Source organism: Polaromonas sp., assembly GCF_010365105.1.
Taxonomy (GTDB): Bacteria; Pseudomonadota; Gammaproteobacteria; order Burkholderiales; family Burkholderiaceae_C; genus Polaromonas.
Genome location: NZ_JAAFGZ010000035.1, coordinates 21,705 through 37,115, shown reverse-complemented (window position 1 = coordinate 37,115; position 15,411 = coordinate 21,705). Strand labels below are relative to the sequence as shown.

The 15,411-nt window shown below is 63.5% G+C and carries 15 protein-coding genes and 1 pseudogene; 12 read left to right on the top strand and 4 right to left on the bottom strand.

The features are described 5' to 3' along the window. Positions 1-120: 120 nt before the first annotated feature. A pseudogene (locus tag GZ092_RS17795) lies at positions 121-765 on the bottom strand (IclR family transcriptional regulator C-terminal domain-containing protein); the annotation flags it as partial. Between the two features lie 3 nt (positions 766-768). Between GZ092_RS17795 and GZ092_RS17790 the strand changes: the two are divergent. The 12 genes from GZ092_RS17790 (at position 769) to GZ092_RS17735 (ending at position 11,555) form a co-directional block, all read left to right on the top strand. After that, positions 769-894 carry a hypothetical protein gene (locus GZ092_RS17790; protein WP_293638354.1) on the top strand — a complete coding sequence of 42 codons (126 nt, stop codon included), beginning with the start codon at positions 769-771 and terminating at the stop codon, positions 892-894. A 19-nt stretch (positions 895-913) separates the two neighbouring features. Next, positions 914-1,327, top strand: a complete 414-nt coding sequence (arfB, locus tag GZ092_RS17785) for an alternative ribosome rescue aminoacyl-tRNA hydrolase ArfB (RefSeq protein WP_293638352.1) — start codon at positions 914-916, stop codon at positions 1,325-1,327. Between the two features lie 475 nt (positions 1,328-1,802). Further along, positions 1,803-2,606: a GntR family transcriptional regulator gene (locus tag GZ092_RS17780; RefSeq protein ID WP_293638351.1), complete on the top strand. Its 804-nt coding sequence runs from the start codon at positions 1,803-1,805 to the stop codon at positions 2,604-2,606. Positions 2,607-2,678: 72 nt separating this feature from the next. After that, positions 2,679-3,851, top strand: coding sequence for an ABC transporter substrate-binding protein (locus GZ092_RS17775; protein WP_293638350.1), 1,173 nt, complete (start codon positions 2,679-2,681; stop codon positions 3,849-3,851). 79 nt (positions 3,852-3,930) lie between these two features. Then, positions 3,931-4,803: a branched-chain amino acid ABC transporter permease gene (locus tag GZ092_RS17770; RefSeq protein WP_293638349.1), complete on the top strand. Its 873-nt coding sequence runs from the start codon at positions 3,931-3,933 to the stop codon at positions 4,801-4,803. Between the two features lies 1 nt (position 4,804). Beyond that, positions 4,805-5,782, top strand: coding sequence for a branched-chain amino acid ABC transporter permease (locus GZ092_RS17765; protein WP_293638348.1), 978 nt, complete (start codon positions 4,805-4,807; stop codon positions 5,780-5,782). Next, positions 5,779-6,654, top strand: coding sequence for an ABC transporter ATP-binding protein (locus tag GZ092_RS17760; protein ID WP_293638347.1), 876 nt, complete (start codon positions 5,779-5,781; stop codon positions 6,652-6,654). Before GZ092_RS17765 ends, GZ092_RS17760 begins: the two co-directional genes overlap by 4 nt. After that, entirely contained in the window at positions 6,647-7,363 is a 717-nt protein-coding gene (locus GZ092_RS17755; protein WP_293638346.1) for an ABC transporter ATP-binding protein, read from the top strand. Before GZ092_RS17760 ends, GZ092_RS17755 begins: the two co-directional genes overlap by 8 nt. A 78-nt stretch (positions 7,364-7,441) precedes the next feature. Next, positions 7,442-8,542 carry an aromatic ring-hydroxylating dioxygenase subunit alpha gene (locus tag GZ092_RS17750; protein ID WP_293638345.1) on the top strand — a complete coding sequence of 367 codons (1,101 nt, stop codon included), beginning with the start codon at positions 7,442-7,444 and terminating at the stop codon, positions 8,540-8,542. Positions 8,543-8,551: 9 nt separating this feature from the next. After that, complete coding sequence (locus tag GZ092_RS17745; protein WP_293638344.1) at positions 8,552-9,523, top strand: PDR/VanB family oxidoreductase; 972 nt, start codon at positions 8,552-8,554, stop codon at positions 9,521-9,523. Positions 9,524-9,752: 229 nt separating this feature from the next. Next, positions 9,753-10,640: an NUDIX hydrolase gene (locus tag GZ092_RS17740; RefSeq protein WP_293638343.1), complete on the top strand. Its 888-nt coding sequence runs from the start codon at positions 9,753-9,755 to the stop codon at positions 10,638-10,640. A gap of 39 nt (positions 10,641-10,679) precedes the next feature. Next, positions 10,680-11,555: an alpha/beta fold hydrolase gene (locus GZ092_RS17735; RefSeq protein ID WP_293638342.1), complete on the top strand. Its 876-nt coding sequence runs from the start codon at positions 10,680-10,682 to the stop codon at positions 11,553-11,555. Positions 11,556-11,567: 12 nt separating this feature from the next. On the opposite strand, the gene GZ092_RS17730 is transcribed toward GZ092_RS17735, so the two are convergent. The 3 genes from GZ092_RS17730 to gcvH all read right to left on the bottom strand — a co-directional run bounded on the left by GZ092_RS17730 (position 11,568) and on the right by gcvH (position 15,386). Further along, on the bottom strand, positions 11,568-11,969 hold the full coding sequence (locus GZ092_RS17730) for an FKBP-type peptidyl-prolyl cis-trans isomerase (protein WP_293638341.1): 402 nt from the start codon (positions 11,967-11,969) through the stop codon (positions 11,568-11,570). A gap of 120 nt (positions 11,970-12,089) precedes the next feature. After that, positions 12,090-14,984 carry an aminomethyl-transferring glycine dehydrogenase gene (gene gcvP / locus GZ092_RS17725; RefSeq protein ID WP_293638340.1) on the bottom strand — a complete coding sequence of 965 codons (2,895 nt, stop codon included), beginning with the start codon at positions 14,982-14,984 and terminating at the stop codon, positions 12,090-12,092. A 33-nt stretch (positions 14,985-15,017) separates the two neighbouring features. Then, positions 15,018-15,386: a glycine cleavage system protein GcvH gene (gene gcvH, locus GZ092_RS17720; RefSeq protein WP_293638339.1), complete on the bottom strand. Its 369-nt coding sequence runs from the start codon at positions 15,384-15,386 to the stop codon at positions 15,018-15,020. Positions 15,387-15,411: the final 25 nt, after the last annotated feature.

Genomic DNA, 15,411 nt, shown 5'->3' with positions numbered 1-15,411 from the left:
ATCGAAAAACTCTTCAGTTCGATCGCATCCAGCTTGGCTTTTACGAAAAACCAGTCTTCTGAACCTATGACGCAGAATTGTGCAATTGGCTCAATAAAATAGCAATTCAGGCTGCAACCATCAGATCAGTTGCCGCATCGCCTGCGCCGTTTCGCTGAGCGCCGACAGCACGCGGGTCAAGGCGTCCTCGCTGGACTCGTGGTCCATGTGCATGGTGACACTCAACGCGCCAACCAGTTCGCCATGCCGGTCGCGGAGCAGCACGGCAATGCATCGGTAATTGAGCTCTATCTGCTGGTCCAAAATGGCCCTGCCATGCCATCGCACCCGTGACAGTTCGACGCGCAGCCGGTCCTTGCTGGCGATGGTGCAGGATGTGTAGGCGTGCAGGTCGTGGCTGCTCAGCCACTGCTCCAGCCAGGGCGGCTTGCGCAATGCCAGCAGCAAAAGGCCAGCAGCGGTCACCTGCGCCTGCACCCGCGAGCCCAGCACGTAGCCGGTGCGCATGGCCCGGTTGCTGCCGTAGCGGGCGATCTAAAAAATCTCGTCGCCGTCCATCACGCTGACATGGGCGCTTTCCTGCGTGCCGGCAGTGACGCGTTGCAGGAAGGGCTGCAAGATGCACGGCAGCCGCGCCGATTCAAGGTAAGACTGGTCCAGTCGCAGCACGCGCGTCGTCAGCCAGAACCGCTTGCTGTCGGTGGCTGCATAGTCCAGGTGTTTCAGCGTCAGCAGGCAACGGCGTGCGGCGGTACGGCTCGATCCGAGATGATCGCCGCTCAGGCGGCGCCGATAATCACCGTGGCCGATGCCATGCAAAGCTTGCGCACCGCCGAAGCCCTGCGGCGCTCGATCGTCAGCGGCCAGACCGTCGCCGTCCAGGCATTGACCTGACCACCGGAAAAAAACCTGTATGCCCGTGATTCACAAGTTTCTGGTCGCTGAGCGCGATGTCGAGCTCAGCGCCATTCGCGCCCAAGGTGCAGGCGGGCAAAACGTCAACAAGGTATCCAGCGCCGTACATCTGCGTTTTGACATCAAGGCCTCGTCGCTGCCAGACGAGATCAAGGAGCGCCTGCTGGCATTGAGCGACAGCCGGATCACCCAGGAAGGCGTGCTGGTGCTCAAGGCGCAGCAGCACCGCACCCAGGAAATGAACCGCGCCGATGCGCTGGCGCGCCTGCAGCAGGTGATCGACGGCGTGTCCAATCCGCCCAAAGCCCGGCGCGCCACCAAGCCCACCTATGGTTCCCAACAGCGCCGCCTTGAAGGCAAGGGCCAGCGTTCGGCCACCAAGGCCTTGCGCGGCCGGGTGGACAAGGAATAGGGGAGGCCTCGAAACTGAAGGCAACACCCTCCAGAAATGGTGAGCAGCGCGCAACAGCGGTCCGGATCGAATTTGCCCGACTGCGCAAAGCGCTGCAACTGGCGCAGCAGCTCTCGCGCCTGGCCGGCCAGTTCCTCCGCACTCGCCGTAGCCGCGATGCCTGGCCGTTTCCAACAAACAGCGGCTGGCTGATGATGGCGCGCAGCTTGTCGAGCAGGCCCTTTACCGGCAATTACCAGATTCCCATTTCCAACACAGCCAGCGCCGTGCTGGCGCTGGAAACCACCTGAGCAAGCGGCCTTTTCAAGGCTACGGGTCAGCCGCCCGGGCCTCAGGGGGTAGCGGTTATTTTTCCAGATGTGAATACGAAAATGTGCTGAACTTTAGATGTATTGAATACAATTTAGTCAGTACATACCCTAATTTTGGCTATTTTTATTTGATTTAGCGCGGCTAATGTATACAGTGTGTATCCATGAATCGCCTCACTCCTTTTGAAAACCTGATCCCCGAGCTGCCTGAAGAAGGCAGCTCGCAGGTGGTCAAGGCCCAGCTCAGGCTACGGGAGCTGATCCTGGCCGGTGAGTTGCCCGGTGGCGCGCGCATCGCCGAACTGGCCATCGTCGAAAAGATTGGCATTTCGCGAACGCCGATTCGCGCCGCGCTGATGCGGCTGGAGCAGGAAGGGCTGCTGCAGGCCCTGCCCAACGGCGGCTATGCGGTGCGAACCTTCACCGAACGGGACGTGTCCGATGCCATCGAGCTGCGCGGCACCATCGAAGGCATGGCGGCGCGGCTGGCCGCCGAGCGCGGTGCGCCTGCGGTGGTGCTGGCCGAAGCGCGCGCCTGTCTGGCGCAGATCGACATCCTGCTGCGGGGACCGACGCTCAACGACGACGCTTTTGCGCGCTATGTGGTACTGAACGAAAAATTCCACAACCTGATCGGCGAACTGTCGGGAAGCCCTTTCATGAGCCGCGAACTGGAGCGGGTCGCCAGCCTGCCATTTGCCTCGCCTTCGGGCTTCGTGTCGGGCTTTGTGATCATGAAGGACAACTCGTCCAAAGCCAGGGACCGGCTCGTGGTAGCGCAGGACCAGCACTGCCAGGTGCTCGATGCGATTGAAAACCATGAAGGCACCCGCGCCGAAGCCATCATGCGCGAGCATTCCAAGCTGGCGCAGCGAAACCTGCGTGAAGCCGTTCGCCACCCGGGCCAGAATCAAGTGCCTGGCGTACAGCTGATACGAAGGCGAAACCCGAACGACTGGCGTGCGTGAAAGCCCCTTCTTTATTCCAGTCAAACCGAAAAACAATCAGTCAGCCTTTTTTTTATCCTTCCGGAGTCAACCATGCAAAAGCGCTTTTTCCTTCACGCCATTGCCCTGGCTGCCGTGTCGCTCACCGCGACCGGCGCCATGGCGCAGGACAACACCTTCAAGATCGGCTTGATCCTGCCCATGACCGGCCAGCAGGCCACCACCGGCCGCCAGATCGAGGCCGCTGCCCGCCTGTACATGGCGCAGCACGGCGACACCGTGGCCGGCAAGAAGATCGAGCTGATCATCAAGGACGACACCTCGCTGCCCGACGCGACACGCCGGCTGGCACAGGAACTGGTGGTGAATGACAAGGTCAATGTGCTGGCCGGCTTTGGCATCACGCCGTCGGCCATGGCCACCGCGCCGATTGCCACCCAGTCCAAGACGCCCATGGTGGTGATGGCAGCGGCCACGTCGAGCATCACGCAGGCCTCGCCCTATATCGTGCGTACCAGTTTCACGCTGCCGCAGGCGGCGGTCGCGCTGGCCGACTGGGCGCCGAAGAACGGCATCAAGAAGGTCGTCACGCTGGTGTCCGACTACGGCCCCGGCATCGATGCAGAGAAGTATTTCAAGGAACGCCTGACCTTCAATGGCGGGCAGGTGGTTGAAGCGCTGCGGGTGCCACTGCGCGGACCCGACTTTGCGCCCTTCCTGCAAAAGGTTCGCGACATCAAGCCCGACGCGCTGTTTGTCTTCGTGCCGTCGGGCGCGGGCGCGGCGGTGATGAAACAGTTTGCCGAGCGCGGCCTGGACAAGGCCGGCATCCGGCTGATCGGCACCGGCGACGTGACCGACGACGACCAGTTGAACGACATGGGCGACGTGGCGGTGGGCGTGGTCACCTCGCACCACTATTCGGCTGCGCATCCGTCGGCGCTGAACAAGAAGTTTGTCGAGGAATTCACCAAGGCCAACAAGGGCCTGCGGCCCAACTTCATGGCCGTGGGCGGCTATGACGGCATGCGCGTCATCTATGAGGCGCTGAAGGCGACCAAGGGCCAGGGCGGCGGCGATGCGCTGCTGGCCGCCATGAAGGGCCAGATTTTCGAAAGTCCGCGCGGCAAGATGTTCATTGATGCGCAGACGCGCGACGTGGTGCAGGACATCTACCTGCGCAAGGTCGAGAAGAAGGACGGCCAGCTCTACAACATCGAATTTGACGTGATCAAGGACGTCAAGGACCCCGGCAAGGCCAAGTAAACCGGACGCGGCCCAGGGCCTGCCGGCTTTCCTGGCAGGCTCTGGGCGTTCTTTTGGCATTTTCCTTACTCCCTTCCCGATGCTGACCATTCTTTTCGACGGCATTGCCTACGGCATGCTGCTTTTCATCCTGGCGGTGGGCCTGGCGGTCACCATGGGGCTGATGAACTTCATCAATCTGGCGCATGGCGCCTTTGCCATGGCCGGCGGCTACATCACGGTGCTGCTGATGCAGCGATTCGGCGTGCCATTTTTGCTGTGCCTGCCACTGGCCTTCCTGGGCTCGGCGCTGCTGGGCGGCGTGCTGGAGCGCACGCTGTACCGGCCCATGTACCACAAGCCGCACCTGGACCAGGTGCTGTTTTCCATCGGCCTGGTGTTCATGGCGGTGGCCAGCGTGGACTACTTCATCGGCTCGACGCAGCAGATCATGCAGTTGCCCGAATGGCTCAAGGGCCGCACCGAACTGGGCAGCGGCGCCTGGACGCTGGGCATGGGTCACTACCGGCTGTTCATCATCGCGGTGTGTGCGGCGCTGACCGTGGCGCTGCAGTATGTGCTGGGCCACACGCGCTTTGGCAGCCGGTTGCGTGCATCGGTCGATGACCAGCGGGTGGCTGCCGGGCTGGGCATCAATGTCAACATCGTGTTCCTGTCGACCTTCGCCGTGGGCTCCGGACTGGCCGGCCTGGGCGGCGCGCTGGGTGCTGAAGTACTGGGGCTGGACCCGAGCTTTCCGCTCAAGTTCATGGTGTACTTTTTGATCGTCGTGGCGGTGGGCGGCACCTCGTCCATCACCGGGCCGCTGCTGGCCGCGCTGCTGCTGGGCATTGCCGACGTGGCGGGCAAGTACTACATCCCCAAGCTGGGCGCCTTCATTGTGTACAGCCTGATGATCGCGATTCTGATCTGGCGCCCGCAAGGCCTCTTTGTGCGCAAGGGAGGCAAGTGACATGAACGCCCAACAACAATCGCTGCTCAAAGGCAGCCGCTTCAGGCCCTGGGAGCCGGTGCTGTGGCTGCTGGCCTTTGCCGCGCCGGTGCTGTCGCCCAGCCATGCCTTGATCATCAACGAAATCGCCATCGTCGGGCTGTTTGCGGTGTCGCTGGATTTGATCCTCGGCTACACCGGCATCGTCTCGCTCGGCCATGCGGCTTTCTTCGGCCTGGGCGGCTATGCTGCCGCGCTGTTTGCCAAGCTGGTCATGCCCGACCCGCTGGTCGGGCTGCTGTTTGGCATGGCCGTGGCCACGCTGATGGGATTTATTGCCTCTTTTTCCATCATGCGCGGCAGCGACCTGACTCGGCTGATGGTCACGCTGGGCGTCGGCCTGATTCTGCTGGAGCTGGCCAACAAGCTGGACTGGCTGACCGGCGGCGCCGACGGCCTGCAGGGCGTGGTGATGGGACCGGTACTGGGCAGATTCGAATTCGACCTGTACGGCATCACGGCGGCCTACTATTCGATGACGGTGCTGCTGGTGCTGTTCCTGTTGATGCGCCGGGTGGTGCATTCGCCCTTCGGCGCCACGCTCAAGGCGATTCGCGACAATCGGCTGCGGGCTATGGCCATCGGCATTCCGGTCAATGCCAAGCTGGCCATGGTGTACACACTGGCCGCCGGGGTGGCCGGTGCTGCCGGGGCCTTGCTCACACAGACCACCGGGTTTGCCTCGCTCGACCTGTTCGAGTTTCACCGCTCGGCCGACGTGATGCTGATCCTGGTGATTGGCGGCACCGGCTGGCTGTATGGCGGCGTGCTGGGGGCCATTGTGTTCAAGCTGCTGCAGGATGTTTTGGCGTCCATCACGCCGCAATACTGGACGTTCTGGATCGGCCTGTTCCTGGTGGTGCTGGTGCTGGTCGGCCGCGACCGGCTGATGCGCCCGTGGACCTGGTTCAGGCGGGCGTCAAGCGGAGACAAGGCATGAGCACGCAAGAAGCAATCCATCGCCCCGATGCCGACACCGTGCTGTCCGCACAAGGCCTGGTGATGCGCTTTGGCGGCATCACCGCCACCAACAACGTCACGCTGAACCTCAAGAAAGGCGCGCGCCATGCCTTGATCGGCCCCAACGGCGCCGGCAAGACCACGCTCATCAATTTGCTGACCGGCGTGCTGCAGCCGACCGAAGGCCGCATCGTGCTGGAAGGGCAGGACATCACCCACCTAGCGCCGAACCAGCGCGTGCAGCGCGGCATGGTCCGCACCTTCCAGATCAACCAGCTGTTCGATTCGCTCACCCCACTGCAGACCCTGGCGCTGACGGTGTCGCAGCACCTGGGACTGGGCACGAAGTGGTGGCAGCCGCTGGGCCGCAACCCGCAGGTGGCCGAACGCTGCAAGCAGTTGCTGGCGCAGTTTCACCTGGCCGAGGTGATGGACCAGCCAACCCATGTGCTGGCCTACGGCAAGCGCCGCCTGCTGGAAATTGCGATTGCGCTGGCTTGCGAGCCGCGCGTGCTGCTGCTCGACGAGCCGGTGGCCGGGGTGCCCGCCGGCGAGCGCGAGGAACTGCTGCAAACCGTGGCCGCGCTGCCGGCCGATGTGTCGGTGCTGCTGATCGAGCACGACATGGACCTGGTGTTCAGCTTTGCGAATTTCATGACGGTGCTGGTCAACGGCACCTTGTTGACCGAGGGCACGCCCGAGCAGATTGCCAACGATCCGCAGGTCAAGGCGGTGTATCTGGGGCATGGCGAGGAGGCTGGCGAAGCCGGGCCGCCCCAAGGCGCCCACGCCCCCCCGGGGGGCAGCGCAGCCCACGAAGTGACAAGCCTGGGGGGTAAATTTCATGGCTGAGCTGTTGAAAGTCGAGAACCTGCGCGCCGGTTACGGCGAAGCCGTCGTGCTGCAGGATGTGTCGCTCAGCCTGGACGAAGGCCAGACGCTGGCCTTGCTGGGGCGCAACGGCACCGGCAAGACCACGCTGATCAACACGCTGGCGGGTGCGACGCGCCAGCATGGCGGCAGCATCATGCTGGGCGGTGTGGCCCTGCACAAGCTGGCGTCATTCCAGCGCGCCGGGGCCGGCATTGGCTGGGTGCCGCAGGAGCGCAACATCTTCAAGTCGCTCACGGTGCATGAAAACCTGACGGCCGTGGCCCGTCCCGGCAAGTGGAACCCGGACGGGGTCTACAAGATGTTCCCGCGCCTGGCCGAACGCAAGACCAACCTCGGCACGCAGCTGTCGGGTGGCGAGCAGCAGATGCTGGCCGTTGGCCGTGCCTTGGTGCTGAACCCCAAACTGCTGCTGCTCGACGAGCCGCTCGAAGGCCTGGCGCCCATCATCGTCGAGGAACTGCTGCGCGCCATTGCCCGCATCACCCGCGAGGAAGGGCTGAGCGCCATCATTGTCGAGCAGCATCCGCAGGCCATCCTGGCCATCAGCCACCGAGCCGTGGTGCTGGACCATGGCACGGTGGTGCACAGCGGCAGCGCCGAGGACTTGCAGGGCCAGCCCGAGTTGCTGGACCGACTGCTGGGCGTGGCCCGGGCCGTGCCGCTCTGACAGAACTTGTATTCATTTCCAACTGCAACCGGCAGCCTGACAGGGCCGGTTGCTCCCTTCACAGAAAGGTCACTCATCATGTTCCCGAAAAACACCTGGTATGTCGCCTGCATGCCCCAGGACATTGACGACAAGCCGCTGGGCCGCAAGGTCTGCGGCGAACGCATCGTTTTCTACCGTGGCGAAGAAGGCCGCGTGGCGGCGCTGGAAGACTTCTGCCCGCACCGCGGCGCGCCCCTGTCGCTGGGCTTCGTGCGCGAAGGCCGGCTGGTCTGCGGCTACCATGGCCTGGAAATGGGCTGCGAAGGCAAGACCATTGCCATGCCGGGCCAGCGCGTGCGCGGTTTTCCGGCCATCCGCAGCTATTCCGTAGAAGAGCGTTATGGCTTCATCTGGGTCTGGCCGGGCGATGCCGCGCTGGCCGACCCGGCGAAAATTCCAGCCCAGCACTGGCATGACAACCCCGAGTGGGCCTATGGCGGCGGCATGTTCCACATTGCCTGCGACTACCGGCTGATGATCGACAACCTGATGGACCTGACGCACGAGACCTATGTGCATTCGGGCAGCATCGGCCAGAAGGAAATCGACGAGGTGCCGTGCAAGACAGTGGTCAATGGCGACGAGGTGGTGACCAGCCGCTTCATGGAAAACATCGAGCCCCCGCCGTTCTGGAAGCTGGCCCTGCGCGGCAACCACCTGGCCGACGATGTGCCGGTGGACCGCTGGCAGATCTGCCGCTTCACGCCGCCCAGCCATGTGATGATCGAAGTCGGCGTTGCCCATGCTGGCAAGGGTGGCTACGACGCGCCGTCCGACTGCAAGGCCTACAGCATCGTGGTGGACTTCATCACGCCCGAGACCGAAACATCGATCTGGTACTTCTGGGGCATGGCGCGCCACTTCAACCCCGGGGACAAGGCACTGACCGCCAGCATCCGCGAAGGCCAGGCCAAAATTTTCAGCGAGGACCTGGAAATGCTGCAACTGCAGCAGCGCAACCTGCTCGACCATCCTGACCGGGGCCTGCTCAAGCTCAACATCGATGCCGGCGGCGTACAGTCGCGCAAGATTCTGGACCGCATCATGGCCGACGAGCAGGCGGGCCGCGCCGCGCCGGTCAGCGCCTCCCCGAATACGCCGGACGGCATGGCCGGCAGCGCCACGGCCGCTGCATAAGGAGCCAGCATGAGCCATCAACTCCCAACGATTCCCGTGCGGGTGTCCCGCAAGCAGCAGGAGGCGGTCGACATCGCGACCTTCGAGCTGGTGGCCGAAGACGGCTGCCCGCTGCCCGGGTTTTCGGCCGGCTCGCATGTCGATGTGCACCTGCCCGGCGGTCTGACCCGGCAGTATTCGCTGTGCAATGACGCCGCCGAAAGCCACCGCTACCTGCTCGGTGTACTGCGCGACCCGGCGTCGCGCGGCGGCTCCGTGGTCATGCATGACCAGGTGCACGAAGGCCAGTTGCTGCAGATCAGTGCGCCGGCCAACCACTTTGCGCTGGCCCACCAGGCCAGCCGTCACCTGCTGCTGGCCGGCGGCATCGGCGTCACGCCCCTCCTGTGCATGGCCGAGCGGCTGGCCCACACCGGCGCCGATTTCGAGATGCATTACTGCACGCGCTCGCCCGAGCGCACGGCGTTTCGTCAGCGCATTGCCAATGCCGGCTTTGCGCCCAGGGTGCATTTTCATTTCGACGACGGGGCTGCCGAACAGAAGCTGGACATTGCCGCGCTGCTGGCCGCGCCAGCCGAAGGTGTGCACCTGTACGTCTGCGGGCCCAGGGGGTTCATGGATGCGGTGCTGAACTCGGCGCGCGCCCAGGGCTGGCCCGAAGACCAGCTGCATTACGAATTCTTTGCCGGTGCGGTCACGGCGTCAAGCACCGACACCAGCTTTGAAGTGCAGATCGCCAGTTCCGGCCAGGTCGTGGTGGTGCCCCAGGACAAGACGGTGGTGCAAGCCCTGGCCGAGGCCGGCGTGGACGTGCAGGTGTCCTGCGAGCAAGGCGTGTGCGGCACCTGCCTGACGCGGGTGATCGAGGGCATTCCCGACCACAAGGATTTTTACCTTACCCCCGAGGAGCAGGTCGCCAATGACCAGTTCACGCCCTGCTGCTCGCGCTCCAGGTCGGCGCGGCTGGTGCTGGACCTGTAAGTACGGTTGTCCAGGGATTTGCTATTGAATCAATAGCTGATTGTGTAGATGCAGAAAGCGCAAGAGGCTGATTTGATGCTTTTTTCCATGCCTGAGTGGATTCCCGCGATCCAATTCCCGCTCGGTGCCTGTCACGCTTGAGATGGGGGAAGGGACTGCGGCGACTCTGGTAGCCTCTGCAGCCTGGCCGCACGGACTGGACCGCGCGGCATCTCCCTGAAAGCAGACGATGGAATTGAATCTGGAAATTGTCACCACACCCTTGCGCCCGGCTGCCACGGTGGTCATGCTGCGCGATGGCGCTGCAGGCCTGGAGGTGTTCCTGATGAAACGCCATGCCTTGTCCGACGTGCTGGGCGGCGCCTATGTCTTTCCGGGCGGCAAGGTCGATGCGCTTGACGCCGAACTGGACATGGCCGCGCATCTGGACCAGCCATTGCAGGCGCTGCATGCCGGACTGAACGAGGCCGACATCAGCGAACGCACGGCGGGCGGGCTGTATGTGGCGGCCTTGCGCGAAGCGTTTGAAGAGTCGGGCGTACTGATGGCCCAAGGCATTGAAAGCCAGGGCGTTGACTGTGCCCGGGCGGCCGCGCTGTTGCGCGAAGGCCATGGGTTCAATGCCATGCTGGCGCAAATGGCGCTGCGCCTGCAGACCCGAACTCTGGTGCCCTGGACGCGCTGGATCACGCCGACTTCGCCATCGGTCATGAACAAGCGCTTCGACACCCGGTTTTTTGTATCCGCCGTGCCCGCCGGGCAGGTGGCGGTTCACGACAACCATGAAACCACCGAAAGCATCTGGCTTGCGCCCCGCACCGCGCTGCAGCAGTACTGGGCCGGCCAGATCGCACTGGCGCCGCCGCAAATCATGAGCCTGGCCCACCTGGCGCGCCACGCCAGTGTGGACAGCGTGATGATGCAGGCACGCAGCCGCCTGCCGCCGTTGATCCTCCCCGAGCCGTTTGATCTGCAGGAAGGACGGGTGATTTGTTACCCGGGCGATGCGCGCCACTCGGTGCGCGAGCTGGCGATGCCCGGGCCGACGCGGCTGTATTACCACGCCGGCAACAAGCGCTTTGAGCCTGTCGGCGGTTTTGACAGCCTGTTCGATTGATGCCCCGGTCATGTTTCGGCGCGAAGGTATCAACAGACGATGACGCCTGAATCCACTGTTCAATTACCGCTGGAGGCGCAAGCGCTCCTGAAAACCGCAACCCGCATGGAAACCCCTTGTGGAACGGGCACTTTGGTCTGGCATCTTTGGGGGAAAGACCTTTGCGATCCCGCCTTGGCACCAGTGGTGTTGCTGCATGGCGGCAGCGGCAGCTGGATGCACTGGCTGCGCAACATTGGCGCGCTGGTCGATTCCGGGCGCTGGGTGCTGGTGCCTGATTTGCCGGGTTTTGGCGAGTCTGCCGCACCTCTGGACGGGACGGACGCCGATGCGCTTCCCGGTCCCGTGGAGCAAGGGCTGCAAAGCCTGTTGGGCAATGCGGCCTGCGACTTGGTCGGCTTTTCATTTGGCGGCATGGTGGCCGGTTTTATCGCCGAGCAGTTTGCCGCGCGGGTGGCGCGCCTGGTGCTGGTGGGCGCGCCGGGGCTCGGTATTGCGCCGGAAAAAGCCATCCGTCTCAATGCCTGGCGACACCTGGCGGAGCCCGCCCAGCGCGATGCGGTGCACCGCCGCAACCTGGCCGCGCTGATGCTGCTTCACCAGGAGTCCATCACCGAACTGGCCTTGCGCCTGCATGTGGCGAACGTGTTGCGTGACCGGATGAAAGGGCGCAGCTTGTCGCGAACCGACGTGCTCGCCCGGTCACTGGCGCAAGTGAAATGCCCGGTGCATGCCATCTACGGCCGTGAAGATGCGCTGTATCGGGGAAAAATCGAGCGCTTGGCGCCGGTGCTGCGGCTGGCGCCCGGTTTCACGGCGCTGACGCTGGTTGACGCGTCAGGGCACTGGGTTCAGTTCGAGCGGGCTGACGCATTCAATGCCGCGCTGCTGGCCGCACTGAATGCGCACTTGTAGGCCGCAAGCGGCTTATTTTTCGATCGCCAGCAGCTCGACTTCAAACGTCAGCGTGGCGTTCGGCGGCACCGCATTGCCTGCGCCGCGATCACCATAGGCGGTGGCCGGCGGGCAGGTCAGCGTTGCCTTGCCGCCGACCTTGATCTTTTGCATGCCTTCGGTCCAGCATGGCACCACGCGGTTCAGCGGGAAGGATGCGGGCTGGCCTCGCTTGATCGAGCTGTCAAATTCCTTGCCGTCCGCCAGCGTGCCCCGGTAATGCACCTTGACGGTGTCCGACGCCTTGGGCTGGGCGCCCGTGCCATCGACGGTATGCACGATCTTCACGCCCGAGGGCAGGGTTTCAGGCGGTGCCACGGCGAAGGCGCTGGTGGCGAAAGCGGTAATGGCGAGCAGGCAGAGTGTTGATTTCATGGGGTTTTGTGAGTGTGTTGGAGAGGTTCAAATGGGTTTGCAGTTGCCGCCACCGCTGGCCCTCACCCCAGCCCTCTCCCGGAGGTAGAGGGAGGAATTCGGGTGCGCCAGCGGCGAGGTTCAGGCGTAGTCCGCTACCGGAATGCAGCTGCATGACAAATTGCGGTCGCCATAAACATTGTCCACCCGGCCCACCGGAGGCCAGTATTTCACCGCCTTCAGGCTGGCCAGCGGGAAGGCGCCGGTTTCGCGTGAATACGGCCGGTCCCAGTCGGCGGCCAGCAGGCTGGCTGCGGTATGCGGTGCGTGCTTGAGCGGGTTGTTGTCCTGCGGCCAGTGGCCGGTTTCAACCTGGCGAATCTCTTCGCGAATGGCGATCATGGCGTGGATGAAGCGGTCCAGTTCGGCCAGGGTTTCGCTTTCGGTGGGCTCGACCATCAAGGTGCCGGGCACCGGAAAGCTCAGCGTTGGTGCATGAAAACCGTAGTCCATCAGCCGCTTGGCCACGTCTTCGGCGGTCACGCCGCTGGTTTCCTTGAGCGGGCGCAGGTCCAGGATGCACTCGTGCGCAACATGGCCGTTTTCACTGGCATACAGCGTCGGGTAATGGTCTTTCAGGCTGGCGCTGATGTAGTTGGCGCTCAAAATCGCCACTTCGGTCGCCTGCTTCAAGCCTTCAGGCCCCATCATGCGGCAGTACATCCAGCTGATCGGAAGCACCGCTGCATTGCCCAGCGGCGCGGCCGAAATAGCTCCCACGCCGTTGACATGAATCCCCGCCGTGGCATGGCCGGGCAGGTAGGGCACCAGGTCGGCTACCACGCAGACCGGACCGACGCCGGGGCCGCCGCCGCCATGCGGAATGCAGAAGGTCTTGTGCAAATTGAGGTGGCTGACGTCGCCACCGAACTCGCCCGGCGCGGCAGTGCCGACCAGCGCATTCATGTTCGCGCCATCGACATAGACCCGGCCGCCGTGCGAATGCACCAGCTGGCAGAGTTCCTTGACCTGCGTCTCGAACACGCCGTGGGTGCTCGGGTAGGTGATCATCACGCAGGCTAATTTTTCACTGTGCTTTTCGCACTTGGCCTTCAGGTCGGCCATGTCCACATTGCCCTGTGCATCGCAGGCCGTGACGACCACCGTCATGCCGGCCATCTGGGCACTGGCCGGGTTGGTGCCGTGGGCTGACGAGGGAATCAGGCAGATGTTGCGGTGGCCCTGGCCGTTCGCCTCCAGATACGCCTTGATGACCAGCAGGCCTGCATATTCGCCCTGCGAGCCGGCGTTGGGCTGCAGGCTGATGCCGGCGTAGCCTGTGGCCTGGCACAGCCAGTCGCGCAATTGCTGGTCGAGTTCGGCATAGCCGCGCAACTGCTCGGGCGGCGCGAATGGATGGATGTTGGCAAACTCGGGCCAGGTGATGGGAATCATCTCGCTGGTGGCGTTGAGCTTCATGGTGCAACTGCCCAGCGGAATCATGCTGCGGTCCAGCGACAGATCCTTGTCGCTCAGCTTGCGGATGTAGCGAAGCATGCTGGTTTCGCTGTGGTGGGTGTTGAACACCGGATGCGTCAAAAACTCGCTGGTCCGGCGCAGCTCGGAAGGAATCAGGGTGTCGATGCCTTGCTCGAAGCTGCTCACCACCGGCACGGTCTGGCCGGGCTTGGCGAAGAAGGACCAGAGCAGTTCGATGTCCGAGCGGCTGGTGGTCTCGTCGAGCGACACGCCCAGGTGATTTTTCAGACGAAATCTAAGGTTTGCGCAGGACTGGCGTGCACGTTCAGCTATTGAATTAGTAGCATCACCGGTTTTGACGGTGACCGAATCAAAGGCGCCCTTGTTCGTAATCTCATAGCCCATCTGGCGCAGGCCATGCACAAAGATCGCCGTGTAGGTGGCCACGCGCTGGGCAATCCGCGTCAAGCCTTGCGGGCCGTGGTAGACGGCGTACATGCTGGCCATCACGGCCGGCAGCACCTGCGCCGTGCAGATATTGGATGTGGCCTTTTCACGGCGGATGTGCTGTTCACGCGTTTGCAGCGCCAGCCGGTAGGTCGGATGGCCATGGGTATCGACGCTCACGCCGACCAGTCGGCCGGGCAGCGAGCGCTTGAATTCGTCGCGGCAGGCCAGGTAGGCGGCATGCGGGCCGCCATTGCCCATGGGCATGCCAAAGCGCTGGGTGCTGCCGAGCACGATGTCGGCATCCCATTCGCCGGGGGGCTGAAGCAGCGTCAGCGCCAGCAGGTCGGCGGCTACGCACAGGGCCGCGCCATTGGCATGCGCCAGTCCGGCCAGTGGCCGCAGGTCGTGAATGGTGCCGCTGGTGGCCGGGTACTGGGCCAGCACGCCGAAGTAGTCGCCCTGCGCCATCAACTGCGGCAGGGTAGCCGACAGGCTGCTGACCTTGACCTCGATGCCCAGCGGCCGGGCGCGCGTCTGGATGACTTCGATGGTTTGCGGATGGCAGTCGCCGGCGACGATGAACACATTGCTTTTGCTTTTCACGCTGCGCTTGGCCAGCGTCATGGCCTCGGCGGCGGCGGTGGCTTCGTCGAGCATGGACGCATTGGCCATCGGCATGCCGGTCAGGTCGCACACCATGGTCTGGAAGTTGATCAGCGCTTCCATGCGCCCCTGCGAAATCTCGGCCTGGTAAGGCGTGTAGGCGGTGTACCAGGCGGGGTTTTCCAGCACGTTGCGCAGGATGACGCCGGGCGTGTAGGTGCCGTAATAGCCCTGGCCGATAAAGCTCTTGAACACCTGGTTCTTGGCGGCCATGGCCTTGAGCTGCTTGAGCGCGGCCGCTTCGGAAACCGGTGGCGGAATCGCCATGGCGCTGCTGCGGGCAATCGAGGGCGGCACGATGCCGTCGATCAGCGCCCGGCGTGAAGCCGAGCCGACCACGCCGAGCATGTGGACTTCATCCGCCTCGTCAATGCCGATGTGCCGGGCAATGAATTCGGAAGGATTTTCAAGCGCGCCCAGCGGCGTGGCAGATGGCATCAGCATGTCAGGATTCCGTGTCAGTCTTTGAAGAAAAATTCAGGCGGCAGAAAAGGCGGTGTAGCTGGTTTCGTCCATCAGGGCGTCGAGCTGCGACGGGTCGGACAGCTTGACCTTGAAGAACCAGCCGGCGCCCAGGGGGTCGGAGTTGGCCAGCGACGGATCGTCGCGCAGGGCTTCGTTCACCTCGACCACTTCACCGCTGACGGGCATGTACACATCGGCTGCAGCCTTGACTGACTCGACGACGCCGGCGGTGTCTTTCTGGGCGAAGGTGGTGCCGACTTCGGGCAGTTCGACAAACACCACATCGCCCAGCGCATCCTGCGCATGAACCGTGATGCCGACGGTGGCAATGTCACCCTCCGTCTTGAGCCATTCGTGGTCTTCGGTGTATTTGACGGTCATGCGGTTTCTCCGGGAGGTTGTATGA